12 protein-coding genes are annotated in these 12,337 nt (G+C 70.5%); 10 read left to right on the forward strand and 2 right to left on the reverse strand.

The window, feature by feature from the left end; all coding sequences use genetic code 11:
* Positions 1 to 108: 108 nt before the first annotated feature.
* Positions 109 to 771 (forward strand): hypothetical protein, encoded by a 663-nt coding sequence (locus ACFV57_RS23500; protein ID WP_385235540.1) that lies wholly within the window; start codon positions 109 to 111, stop codon positions 769 to 771.
* Between the two features lie 698 nt (positions 772 to 1,469).
* On the opposite strand, the gene ACFV57_RS23505 is transcribed toward ACFV57_RS23500, so the two are convergent.
* Positions 1,470 to 1,919 (reverse strand): hypothetical protein, encoded by a 450-nt coding sequence (locus ACFV57_RS23505; protein ID WP_385235543.1) that lies wholly within the window; start codon positions 1,917 to 1,919, stop codon positions 1,470 to 1,472.
* A 116-nt stretch (positions 1,920 to 2,035) separates the two neighbouring features.
* Here ACFV57_RS23505 and ACFV57_RS23510 point away from each other — a divergent pair, with 116 nt between their 5' ends.
* Positions 2,036 to 4,012: a thioester reductase domain-containing protein gene (locus ACFV57_RS23510; protein ID WP_385235909.1), complete on the forward strand. Its 1,977-nt coding sequence runs from the start codon at positions 2,036 to 2,038 to the stop codon at positions 4,010 to 4,012.
* 121 nt (positions 4,013 to 4,133) lie between these two features.
* Here the strand turns inward: ACFV57_RS23510 and ACFV57_RS23515 are convergent, their stop codons facing one another.
* Positions 4,134 to 5,090 (reverse strand): cupin domain-containing protein, encoded by a 957-nt coding sequence (locus ACFV57_RS23515; RefSeq protein WP_385235546.1) that lies wholly within the window; start codon positions 5,088 to 5,090, stop codon positions 4,134 to 4,136.
* A gap of 81 nt (positions 5,091 to 5,171) precedes the next feature.
* On the opposite strand from ACFV57_RS23515, the gene ACFV57_RS23520 reads away from it, so the two are divergent.
* From ACFV57_RS23520 to ACFV57_RS23555, 8 genes are all read left to right on the forward strand, one after another.
* The gene (locus tag ACFV57_RS23520) at positions 5,172 to 6,017 is read left to right on the forward strand and encodes an NAD(P)H-binding protein (protein ID WP_385235549.1); all 846 of its coding nucleotides are present in this window, start codon (positions 5,172 to 5,174) and stop codon (positions 6,015 to 6,017) included.
* Between the two features lie 456 nt (positions 6,018 to 6,473).
* On the forward strand, positions 6,474 to 6,956 hold the full coding sequence (locus ACFV57_RS23525; RefSeq protein ID WP_385235552.1) for an FAD-dependent oxidoreductase: 483 nt from the start codon (positions 6,474 to 6,476) through the stop codon (positions 6,954 to 6,956).
* Complete coding sequence (locus ACFV57_RS23530) at positions 6,874 to 7,485, forward strand: transposase (RefSeq protein ID WP_385235555.1); 612 nt, start codon at positions 6,874 to 6,876, stop codon at positions 7,483 to 7,485. The genes ACFV57_RS23525 and ACFV57_RS23530 overlap by 83 nt, the downstream gene beginning before the upstream one ends.
* A gap of 546 nt (positions 7,486 to 8,031) precedes the next feature.
* Positions 8,032 to 8,856, forward strand: coding sequence for a HipA family kinase (locus ACFV57_RS23535; protein WP_385235558.1), 825 nt, complete (start codon positions 8,032 to 8,034; stop codon positions 8,854 to 8,856).
* Positions 8,853 to 9,248 carry a DUF3037 domain-containing protein gene (locus ACFV57_RS23540; RefSeq protein ID WP_385235561.1) on the forward strand — a complete coding sequence of 132 codons (396 nt, stop codon included), beginning with the start codon at positions 8,853 to 8,855 and terminating at the stop codon, positions 9,246 to 9,248. Before ACFV57_RS23535 ends, ACFV57_RS23540 begins: the two co-directional genes overlap by 4 nt.
* Positions 9,249 to 9,438: 190 nt before the next feature.
* On the forward strand, positions 9,439 to 10,200 hold the full coding sequence (fabG, locus tag ACFV57_RS23545) for a 3-oxoacyl-ACP reductase FabG (protein WP_385235564.1): 762 nt from the start codon (positions 9,439 to 9,441) through the stop codon (positions 10,198 to 10,200).
* 17 nt (positions 10,201 to 10,217) lie between these two features.
* A complete protein-coding gene (locus ACFV57_RS23550; RefSeq protein ID WP_385235567.1) occupies positions 10,218 to 10,988 on the forward strand; it encodes an SDR family oxidoreductase in 771 nt (256 codons plus the stop codon).
* Between the two features lie 255 nt (positions 10,989 to 11,243).
* The gene (locus tag ACFV57_RS23555) at positions 11,244 to 12,209 is read left to right on the forward strand and encodes an aldo/keto reductase (protein WP_385235570.1); all 966 of its coding nucleotides are present in this window, start codon (positions 11,244 to 11,246) and stop codon (positions 12,207 to 12,209) included.
* Positions 12,210 to 12,337 lie beyond the last annotated feature (128 nt).

Raw genomic sequence — 12,337 nt, forward strand, 5'->3', positions numbered from 1 at the left:
TCACAGCGAGTTGACCACGGACCTCGTCGGAGATGCACATACCACACCAACGAGCCGAATCACGGGAAGCAACACCTTGATTCTCTGCAAGCCCTTAGTGTGATGCGTATGTCTGACGGGGTCGCCTGGATAGGCGCACACAGCACCACAGCCAAATCCGCCGCCCTGCCCGGAATGCTCGGAGGGATATCGCTGACCTGCGCCCGGGGCCTCGACGCGGACGAGTTCCTCATCGCGCTGGGTGCCGACCTCGATGAGCTTGCCGAGGGAATCGCGTACAAGGATGTCGCCGTGCCGGTGGGGCGACCGGGCCGGCCCGCGCCCCACGTCAACCCGGTCATGTACGGGACGTGCGGCGACTGGGTGTACGTGCTGGAAGACTGGGGCATGGCGACGTGGTGCACCGGCTACCGAAAAGCAGAGTCGATGCGCCCCGGACCGGACGAGGAGATCGTCTGCGTGACGATGAACCGGTGGAGCCCCCCGTCTCAGATCGTCCATGCACCAGGTGACGGACGCGTCCTGCAGGCCGATTTCGGAGAGGACACCGGGGAAGCCTCCGCTCTGACCGCGGCACTCCGGGCAGCGGGCGCGGTGTTCCCGGCCATCGGGGATGTGGGCGAAGACGCCGTGGTGGCGCACTTCGAGGAATACGGGCCCCGGCTGCCCGCAGCGGTGTTCACTGCCGTCGGCACCTACTGCGACCTGTCCATCGACCAGGAGGCCGTTGAGGCCGGCGACCTTCCCGCGCTCCTGATCCCCATGGTCTGAGGTGCCGCCGGCTTACAGGTGACGGGCGTGGCGTGCATGCCGGAGATCGCCGACCGGCCACACACTTCCGTGAATGTCGGATCGTGAATGTCGGATCGGTGCCGTTGAGGGTGAGCAGGTGTACCACTGAGCCCAGCTTCTTCGTGTAGGTGCTCATTCACGCCTTGCCGGTGGGGGTGCCGCCGGGCAGCAGGTCAGGGTTCAGGCCGCCCTCGGCCTTCGGCATGCCGTCGCTGTTGTATGTCGAGGTGAACGAGAACTCGTCGCAGTTCAGCTCAGGGGTCTGCTGCGCGGGTTCGATGGTGAGCCCGGCAAGCCGGCGAGGGCGGTTCTGCTGTTGCTCACGACCAGGTTCGGCAAGGCCATCGCGGTGAACACGTACAACACCTACGTGTGAAGCCCGCGTTGACCCGCATCGGGATCATCCCTCCGCGACCGGTAGGTGCGAAGCCGTGGCAGTGGAAAGCCGCGTACCGGGACGGCTTTCATGTGCTGAGGCACACGTACGCGTTGGTGGTCCTTTGAGACCGGTGAGTCGGTGGTGGCCCTGGCCAGGTGGCTCGGTCACTTGTTCTCGTGATCACGCTCAGTCGCTGTGCTCGCTTCGTGCCGGAGGCCAGAGGTCGGAGGTCGGCGGGCGGGGCGGCGGGCTGTCGATGGACTGCTTGGCGCCCCGGCAGGCGCTCTGGTGTGAGGGCTCAAGACTTACTTGACGCTGTGTCCTCATGACTTGCTTGACGTGGCGGGCGTGATTGTCGGCTTGGCCATGTTTTGACTCTGGTGACTGGCTTGTCGCTGGTGCGGGGATGAACGGCCAGTTCTTCGCCGTCGTAGACGATCCGGAAGTGGGTGTCCTCCACGATCACGTTCACGACCTTGCCGCTGTGGACGGCTCCGATCCTCCTGTACTGGCCGGCGACCATGACGCGGCCGTTGCCGTTGACGAGTCTTTGAACGGTGACGGGCCCGATCGGACCGCTGGGAGGCAGTGCCTCGGTGGCGGCCCGGACGCCCTTGAGAAGCGGAAGCCGGCCGGGAGGGATGGGCGGCGGCATGGTCTTCACCACGCGTCCGCCGCTGATGACGTGGAGGAGGTGCTCGTCCATCCGCAGCACCACGCGGCTGCCCGCCAGCGTCCGGGACAGCATGACGTCACGGTCTCCGAGGCCGACCACGCCATCGCGCGTGACCGCGCGGTCGACCTCGACCGCCGTCCCCGGCGGCAACTGGGGCCGGCCGCGGTGACGGGGCAGCGCGGGCGCAGCTGGAATCCGTGCTGCGGCCCAAGGTCGACGCGGCCTGGAACCTGCACGAGCTGACCAAGGACCTGGGTCTGTCCGCGTTCGTGCTCTACTCGTCCGTCGCGGGCGTCCTGGGCACTCCCGGGCAGTCCAACTACGCGGCCGCCAACTCCTTTCTGGACGCCCTGGCCCAGCACCGGGCCGCCCTCGGGCTGCCCGCCGTCTCGGTGGCCTGGGGCCTGTGGGCCGACGCCACCGGAATGACCCAGCACCTCACCGAGGTGCATCTGAGCCGCATGGCGCGCGAGGGCATGCGGCTGTTGCCCACCGACCTCGGTCTGGCGATCCTCGACACCGTGGCGGGCGCCGCCCACCCCGCGGTGATCGCGCTGCCGGTGGACCTGGCCGCGGCACGCACCCATCCCCGCCAGCCCGTGGTGCTGCGCGCCCTGACGCGAGTGCGGCACCGGCCGGTAGCGGCGGCCGCCGAAGAGCTGACCGGTGCGGGCCGTGTCCTCGACGGTCTGGCCGCCCTGGACGAGCCGGAGCGGCAGCGCCTGCTGCTCGGCCTCGTCATCGAGCAGGCGACGGCGGCGCTGGGACGCGGGCCCGACGCCCCGATACCCGCGGACCAGGTCTTCCAGGACGTCGGGTTCGACTCGCTGACCTCCGTCGAACTGCGCAACCGGCTGACGAAAGCCGTGGGCCTGCCGCTGCCCGCCGGACTGGTCTTCGACCACCCCACCCCCCGGCAACTGGCGCGGCGGCTGCTCGCCGATCTGGCCGGTGGCGCGGAAGGCAGCCGGGAGACCGTCGACTTCGCCGCCGAGGTCCGTCTCGCACCGGACATCACCGCCGCGGAGAGCGTCGACCGGGTCGCCGAGCCCCGGCATGTGCTGCTGACCGGCGCAACCGGGTTCCTCGGCTCCTTCCTGCTGCGGGATCTGCTGCAGACGACGACGGCCCGGATTAGCTGCCTGGTCCGGGGCGTGGACGAGGACGACGCCCGGGCCCGCATCGAGGCCGCCGCACAGTGGTACCGCACCGGGGCCGACCTCGACTTCCACCGGATCGACATCGTCGTCGGTGATCTCGCGGAACCGGCCCTCGGGCTGACCGAGGACGACTTCGACGCGCTGGCCCGGCTGGTCGACGTCGTCTACCATGCGGGCGCCGGCGTCAACTGGCTCTACCCGTACGAGGCGCTGCGGCCCGCCAACGTCGCGGGCACCGAGGAGATTCTGCGGCTCGCGGCCCGGCACCGGACCGTGCCCGTGCACTACATCTCGTCCACCGGCGTCTACGCCCAGGAGGCCGTCGAGGGCCGTCGGATCTCCGTCGACGACCCGATCGGACCGCCGGAGGTGCTGTCCAACGGGTACCGGCAGGCGAAGTGGGTGGCCGAGGGTGTCATCGACATCGCCAGGTCGCGTGGCATCCCGGTCTCGGTGTACCGGGTCGACGTGGTCTCCGGTGACCAGGTCAACGGGGCCTGCCAGACCCAGGACTTCGTGTGGCTGAGCATCCGCGGCATGCTCACGGCGGGCGCGGTCCCCGTGGGGATCTCCGGCTACTTCCACCCCACACCGGTCGACTACGTGAGTGCCGCGATCCTGCGGCTCTCCTCCCTGCTCACGGGGGTGGGGGACACGTACAACCTGTCCAACCCGCATCGCCTGCACTTCTCCGAGGTTGTCGACCGGCTCCGCGCCCTCGGCCATACCCTCGTGGACCTGGACGGGGCCGAGTGGAGCCGGACCGTGCGGAGCGACCCGGAGAACTCGCTGCTGCCGCTGCTCGACGTCTTCGAAGCCGCGATCTCCGGAATCGGCGGCTACCCCGACATGGACACCCACAAGACGGAGGCGGCCTTGGCGGGTAGCGGCATCAGCTGCCCGCGGGTGACGGGCGCACTGCTGGCCCGCTACCTGAAGTTCTTCACCGACCAGGGTTACTTTCCGGCCCCCCGTCCGCAGGAATCCGCATCCGTGACGGTGTGACGCCTCGCGCGACCCGAGACCCGAGGACCCCGGCGGCCTGCCTGGCCACCGGGGTCCTCGTCTGTCGCGGGCGTCCGGACCGCGCCACGGACGGCACCTGCGGACAGGGCGCTGCTTTCGGTCAGGCGTTCAGCTCCCGGGTGCGCAGAGTGGCGGCACGGTGTTGGGTGGGCGTGATGCCGCGGCAGCGCTTGAAGGCGACGCTGAGCGCGAAGGTGTTGGAGTACCCGACCTTGCGGGCGATGGAACTCACCGTGGCGTCGGTGTCGCGGAGCAGGTCGGCGGCCAGGGCGACCCGCCACGCGGCCAGATAGGTCATGGGAGGTTCACCGACATGGCGGGTGAAGCGCCGGGCCAGACCGGACCTGGAGGAGCCCACCTTGGAGGCGAGGGTCGTTACGGTCCACGGGTGGGCGGGGTTGTCGTGCATCAGCCGCAGCGCGCTCGCGACGACCGAGTCGTCCATGGTGCGGTACCAGGCGGGGGCGTGGTTCTGGGGGCGGTCGAACCAGGCACGCAGCGTGGAGACGAGCAGCAGGTCCAACAGCCGGTCCAGGACGGCCTGCTGGCCCGGCTTGTCGCGTCGCAGCTCCTCGGTGACCAGGGCGAGGAGCGTACGTTCGCTGTCCCGTTCCGGTACGACGAGGACGTCCGGGAGGGCGTCCAGGAGGCGGTCGCTGATGCCGGTCCGGCCCTCGTAGGCACCGCTGATCAGAAGGGCCGCGCCTGCTTCGCCGACACCGCAGGTCCGCGGGTCGGGGGCCGGCCCGCCTCCCGCGACGGCACGGGCGGTGTGCGCGCAGTAGTCCGCGCTGGTGATGACCTGGTGGGGCGGCGCCGCGGGGTCCTCGGCGACCGTGTACGGGGCGGGGCCGCGCACGACGACGATGTCACCGGAGTCGACTCGGACGGGCTTGCTGCCGGCGGGCGTGACCCAGATTCCGCCGTTGACCGCGACCACCAGCGTAAGTTGGGCGCCGCTCGCGAAACGCAGGGACCACTGGGGGCTCATGACAGTCCGGGTGAACACAGCGCCGCGCGCTCGTACCCCGTCCAGCAGATTCGCTAACGTGTCCACCCCTCCAATGTAGACGCTCGAACATCGACATGGGCGTCTCAACCATGGTTTCGCTCCACGCCGGACGATTGAGTGGGGCCCATGACTGAGCACCAGATTCTGATTACCGGCGGCACGGGGAAAGTCGGCGGGCGCGCCGTGTCCCAGCTCCGCGCGAAGGGCGCCCCGGTGCGCGTGGGGTCACGTTCCAGCGACCCCCGGTTCGACTGGACGGACCAGAGCACCTGGGACGCCGCTCTTGAGGGCGTGAAGAAGGTCTTCATCGTGCCGCACGATGGCGAGCTGCTGACGCGACCGTTCGTCCAGCGCGCGAAGGAACTGGGCGTCGGGCGCGTCGTGCTGCTGTCCGGCCGCGGCGCCGACGTACCCGGCTACGCCGGCGAGGACAGTATCGCGGGCAAGACACACATCGACGGCGAGGACGCCGTGCGCAACTGCGGGCTGGAGTGGACGATCGTCCGGCCGGCGTGGTTCGCGCAGAACTTCAGCGAGGGTTTCTTCCGGGACGCGGTGATGGCCGGCGAGCTCCGGCTGCCCGCCGGTGACGGCGCGGCGAGCTTCGTGGATGCCGAGGACATCGCCGCCGTCGCGGTCGCGGCGCTCACCGAGGACAAGCACGTGGGCAAGACCTACGAGCTGTCCGGACCGAGCGCGCTGACCATTGGCGAGGCCTCGGCCCTCATTTCGGAGGCCACCGGCCGCACGGTGCGCTACGTGCCCCTTTCGCCCGAGGACTTCGTCGCCGAACTGATCGCCGAAGGCTGGCCCAAGGCCGACGCCGAGGACTATGCGGACGCGGTCGGCCCGATCCGACGGGACATGGACAGCCACCTGTCCGACGGTGTGCAGGCCGCGCTGGGCCGCCCGGCTCGTTCCTTCGCCCAGTTCGTCTCGGACGCCGCGGCCGCCGGGGCGTGGCGCGACTGATGTCACCTGCGGTCGGTGACAGCCACCGACCGCACGACACCGCCCCCGCGACCGTGAGGTGCGGGGGCCGTACCATCTGAACGTCCGGCGACACCGGTGACGGCACGCCGGAGGGCCTGTTCCCGGAGCAGGCCGACGCAACACTGCACGAGCAACGGGGGAGCAGCACCTTGTGGCAGGCTGACGCGACCGCGTACGCGGACGCGTCCCGGCCTGTCACCGTTGTGGAGCCACGGACTCGTCCGGGTTCTGTCTCGCTCTGAGGTGGCACCACATTTCCGATCGCCTGTCTCGCGAACGCGAGCTGGATTCCGCCGGCTGTCGAGCCGATCAGCCGTGCCGAACCGGCGGAGCGAGCGCGTCGCGAGGACACGGGCCGCGCAGGCAGACGTCGATTCCTCAGCCGCCCCCCTGGTTCTACGTACACGCGATCACAGGAAATCTGAGGACAACCCAGTGAGTGAAGACAACCAGCCAGGCATACGCGGCACCGGTGGCCTGTCCCGTCGGCGGCTGTTCAGGCTCGGCGGGCTCACCGCCGCGGCCACTGCAGTCGGAACCGTCACCGGACCCCTGGGCGGCACCGCCGCCCGGGGTGCCGAGCCGCGCGTCGGCTACGACGCCATCGTCGTGGGCCTCGGCTTCGCGGGAGCGATAGCGGCACGGGAGTTGCAGGCCAAGGGGCTCACCCCGCTGCTGCTGGAGGCTCGTGACCGGATCGGCGGCCGCACCTGGACCGCCACCTTCGCCAGACAGCCCGTGGAGATGGGCGGACAGTTCGTCGACGAGTCCCAGCCGTTGATCACCGCCGAACTCAGGCGCTACGGCATCCCCGCCGCGACCGGACTCGTCCCGTATGAACAACCGACGCGAGCAGGCCACCGAGGAGTGGCAGCGGCGGTACGCGATCCGCGCCGGCATCGAAGCCACTCCCCCTGACCGGGACACCCCTGCTCTTCCGCGGACGCAACGACACCGCTCTCACCCCCTGGTTCGGCCCGTCCTGCTGTGGCGGGTGCCGGCCAACCGCGTCCTGCCCGTCGAGCGCACGTTGCGGGACGGATCCTGGCTGTCGCGCATCCACGCCTGCACCGACGCCGCCCGCAGCGATCCGGTCACCGTCCGGGTGGTGGCCTACCGCCTGGACGGCACCGGCCGGGCGGCCGGGGAGTACCGGCTGGTGACCAGCCTGCTCGATGCCCGCCACTCCCCGGCCCGCCGGCTGGCCGCGCTCTACCGTGAGCGCTGGGAGGCGGAAGCGGTCTTCGCCGAGCTCAAGACCTGCCTGCGCGGGCCACGCACCGTGCTCAGCAGCAAGACACCCGACGGCGTGCGCCTTTACTTCACGCTCCCTGAGGGCGGCAAGACGCATGCCGTGGACATGTATTTTTCCGTCGCCTGTGGGCTGGGGGGACATTCGAAGAATGTGTCCGGCCGTGTGGGCGGAGTTGCCATGGGGGCCAGGTAAGCCGACGAGGACGGTTTCGCTGCTGCTTACGACCAGATTCGGCAACGCCATCGCGGTGAACACGTACAACACCTATGTGTGGAGGCCCGCGTTGGCGTGCATCGGGATCATCCCTCCGCGTCCTGCGGGTGCGAAGCCGTGGCGGTGGAAGGCTGCGCACCGAGACGGTTTTCATGTGCTGAGGCATGCATGCGCGTCGGTGGTTCCAGAGCCTGGCGAGTCAGTGGTGACCTTGGCCGGGTGGCTGGGGCGCTCGTTGTCGATGGTCACGCTGAGTCACTATGCTCACTTCATGCCGGAGGCCGGAGGCCGGCGGTCGAGGGTGCAGGGCTGTCGACGGGGAGCTCGGTGATCCGGTGGGAGCTGTGGTTGGGAAGTGAAACTCCCCGAATTCTCCCCAGATCCCTTCGGGAGTGTTCCCGGGTGGGGGTGACGATCGCGACGGAGTCGATGCGGTTGTACCGATATAGTTGTATCGGTATGGCCGGACCGAATTGACCGTACGTCGCTGACCTGCGACGAAGCTCAGGAAGTAGCCTGATTCGCATGTTGTCCGAAGTCATCGCGACTCGCTATGTCACGCCCTTGCGTGAGGGTGGGTCGCTTCCGGGGATCGTCGAGGCCGACGATCTCGGTACGTATGTCATGAAGTTCACCGGGGCGGGGCAGGGGCGCAAGACTCTGGTCGCCGAGGTTGTCTGTGGGGAGCTGGGGCGGCGGCTGGGGCTGCGGGTGCCGGAGCTGGTGCGGATGCAGCTCGATCCGGTGATCGGGCTGAGCGAGCCCGACCAGGAGGTGCAGGAGCTGCTGAAGGCCAGTGGCGGGCTGAACCTGGGGATGGACTACCTGCCGGGGTCGCTCGGGTTCGATCCGCTCGCCTTCGAGGTGTCCGGGCGGGAGGCGGGGCGGGTCGTCTGGTTCGACGCGCTGATCAACAACGTGGACCGCTCGTGGCGCAACCCCAACCTGCTGGTCTGGCACGGTGAGCTGTGGCTGATCGACCACGGCGCCACGATGATCTGGCAGCACAACTGGCCCTCCGCCGAGAAGTCGGCCGCCAAGCCGTACGACGCCTCCGACCACGTGCTGGCGGGCTTCGGACCGGACGTGGCGGCCGCGGCGGCCGAGCTCGCGCCCCTGGTCACCGAGGAACTGCTGACCGAGGTCGCCGCCGCGGTGCCGGACGAGTGGCTGGCGGACGAGCCCGGCTTCGACTCGCCGGACGAGCTGCGCCGCGCCTACGTACGGGCGCTGCTGGGACGCGCCGGAGTGATCGGCGAGCAGATCACCCTCGGTGAGCGTACGAAGGACGGACCCTCCCGGGTACCGGGCTGGCTGGCGACCGAGTTGCCGCGGAGGACAGTGAAGTGAGCGGCCTGCACAACGGACGCGACGTGTTCGAGTACGCCCTGCTCAAGGTCGTACCGCGGGTCGAGCGCGGCGAAATGATCAACGCGGGGGTGGTGGTGTACTGCCGCGCCCGGCGCTTCGTCGAGGCGCGCACCCATCTGGACGAGGGGCGGCTGCGGGCGCTGGACGCGTCGGCCGACGTCGAGGGCGTCAAGGCGGCCCTGCGTGCCGTCGAGGGGGTCTGCGCGGGCGGCGAGCGGGCCGGGCAGGCCGCGGGTGACGACGCGGGGCGGCGCTTCCGGTGGCTGATCGCGCCGCGCAGTACCGTCGTCCAGCCCGGGCCGGTGCACACCGGGCTGACCGCGGACCCGTCGATCGAGGCGGAGCGGCTGCTCGACCTGCTGGTGAGGTGAGGCGGACGGCCGCCGGCCCGTGCGGGAGTCCGGCGGCCGCCGTGAAGTGCGAGGGCGTGCCGGGGAGGCGTTGACAGGGGGTGGCCGGGCTTCTAGCGTCAGCCCTGCTGAAGCTACTAAGCGGTTGCTCACCTGCGGTTGCGGTGCGGCGGACCGCTCGTCGAGGTTTCGAGGGTGAGGAGAACCCCGCATGTCCACCACCGAGCAGCGCGTAGCCATCGTGACGGGCGCGGCCCGCGGCATCGGCGCGGCCACCGCCGTGCGCCTGGCCGCCGAGGGCCGCGCCGTCGCCGTCCTCGACCTGGACGAGGCGGCCTGCAAGGACACCGTCGAGAAGATCACCGCGGCGGGCGGCAGGGCGCTGGCCGTCGGCTGCGACGTCTCGGACGCGGAACAGGTGGAGGCGGCGGTCGCGCGGGTCGCGGCGGAGCTGGGCGCGCCGACCGTCCTCGTCAACAACGCGGGCGTGCTCCGTGACAACCTGCTGTTCAAGATGAGCGACACCGACTGGGACACCGTCATGAACGTGCATCTGCGGGGCGCGTTCCTGATGTCGCGCGCCTGTCAGAAGCACATGGTCGACGCCAAGTTCGGCCGTATCGTCAACCTCTCCTCCAGCTCGGCGCTCGGCAACCGCGGCCAGGTCAACTACTCGGCCGCCAAGGCCGGCCTGCAGGGCTTCACCAAGACCCTCGCCATCGAACTGGGCAAGTTCGGCGTCACCGCCAACGCCGTCGCCCCCGGCTTCATCGTCACCGACATGACCGCCGCCACCGCCGAGCGCGTCGGCATGGGCTTCGAGGACTTCCAGGCCGCGGCCGCCACCCAGATCCCCGTCCAGCGCGTCGGCCGGCCCGAGGACATCGCCAACGCCATCGCCTTCTTCACCGGCGAGGCGGCCGGATTCGTCTCCGGCCAGGTCATGTACGTGGCCGGCGGACCGCTCAACTGAAGCCGGGAGAAGGCGACATGACCGCACAGGACAAAACGCTGCCGCCGCTCTCCGGCAAGGCGGCGCTGGTCACCGGCGCCAGCCGGGGCATCGGCTACGGCATCGCGCGGGCGCTCGTGGCCCGCGGCGACAAGGTCTGCATCACCGGCCGCAACGAGGACGCCCTCAAGGAGGCCGTCGAGACGCTGGGCGCCGACCGCGTCATCGGCGTCGCGGGCAAGGCGCACGACGAGGCCCACCAGGGGGTCGCCGTCGAGCGGGCCATGGCGGCGTTCGGCCGCGTCGACTACCTGGTCAACAACGCCGGTACGAACCCGGTCTTCGGCCCGATCGCGGACCTCGACCTGAACGTCGCCCGCAAGGTGTTCGAGACCAACGTCATCTCCGCGCTGGGCTTCGCGCAGCGCACCTGGCACGCGTGGCAGAAGGACAACGGCGGCGCGATCGTCAACATCGCCTCCATCGCGGGCGTCTCGGCGTCGCCCTTCATCGGCGCGTACGGCATGAGCAAGGCCGCGATGATCAACCTGACGTTCCAGCTGGCGCACGAGTTCGCGCCGGCGGTACGGGTCAACTCCATCGCCCCCGCGGTGGTCAAGACCAAGTTCGCGGCCGCGCTGTACGAGAACCGCGAGGAGGAGGCCGCCGCGGGCTACCCGATGGGGCGCCTCGGCGTCCCGGAGGACATCGGGGGCGCGGCGGCGTTCCTGCTGTCCGACGCCGCCGGCTGGGTCACGGGGCAGACGCTCCAGGTCGACGGCGGGCTGTTCCTCAACGCGGGCGTCTGAGGCCGGGGAGGCAGGCGCGGGGAGCGTGCCAGGGCGCGCTTGCGGGGCGATGCGTGCCAGGGCGGCGGCGTGAGCCAGGGCGGGGCGGCGCGTGCCGGTGCGTACGCCCGCGCGTGGGTGTGCCGACGGGGCTTGCGTTGGTGTGCACTCCAAGAGGCAGTGTCTGTGGTGCCGGTCCGGACGGGACCGGCACCACACCTGTTCCGGGCCCGGATGCACGGGGGCTCGCGACGCACTCCGACAAGGAGATCCACCATGCGCTACCGCACACTCGGCGGCGGCTCCGGGCCCACGGTCAGTGCCCTGTGCCTGGGAACCCTGCCGTTCGGCACCAGCGTCGACGAAGCGACCTCGTTCGCCCTTCTCGACCGCTTCGCCGAGGCGGGCGGCACCTTCGTGGACACCGCCGACAACTACGCCTGCTGGGTGCCGGGCGGGACCGGCGACGAGAGCGAGCTGCTGCTCGGGCGCTGGCTGCGCAGCAGGGGCGCCAGGGACCGTACCGTGCTGGCCACCAAGGTCGGCGCCCGCCCCGACCCGTCGCGCGGCCCCGAGTGGCCCGCCAACCTGGAGGGGCTGGGCGAGAAGACCGTACGGGCCGGGATCGACGGCAGCCTGCGGCGGCTCGGCACCGACCGGGTGGACCTCTACTACGCGCATGTCGAGGACCGGGACGTGCCGCTGGAGGAGACCGTCGGGGCGTTCGCGGGCCTGGTGCAGGACGGCACCGTGGGCGTGCTCGGACTCAGCAACCACGCCACGTGGCGGCTCGCCGAGGCCCGCCGCATCGCCGCCGCGCAGGGCCTGCCCGGCTTCCGCGCCGTACAGCAGCGGCACACCTACCTGCGGCCCCGCTTCGGCGCGGACTCCGGACTCCAGCGGGAGACCGACGAGGAACTGCTCGACTACGCCGCCGCGCACGAGGACCTGACACTGCTCGGGTACTCGACGCTGATGCACGGCGCGTACGCGCGGCCGGAGCAGCCGCTGCTCGAACGCTACGACCACCCCGGGTCGGTGGCCCGGCTGCGGGTCGTCCGGGAGGTCGCGGCGGAGGCCGGGGCCACCGTGAACCAGGTGGTGCTGGCCTGGCTGATGGGCGGCCGGGTCCCGGTCGTACCCGTCCTCGGTGTGAGTTCGCTGACACAGCTGGACGAGGCCCTGGCGGCGGTGGACCTGCGACTGGACGCGGCGCAGCGGGCGCGGCTCGACACGGTCTGAGTGGGGAGCGGTAAGCGGGTAGCGGGGCGGAAGAGGGTGGGCGGGGCCGGGCGGAGGCCGGGCGGGAGCGGGTGTGTCGGCGTTGTCAGTGGTCGCCGGTAAGTTCGTTGCCGAGAACGGATCGCACA

Source organism: Streptomyces sp. NPDC059788, from assembly GCF_042732265.1.
In the GTDB taxonomy this organism is placed as follows: Bacteria; Actinomycetota; Actinomycetes; order Streptomycetales; family Streptomycetaceae; genus Streptomyces.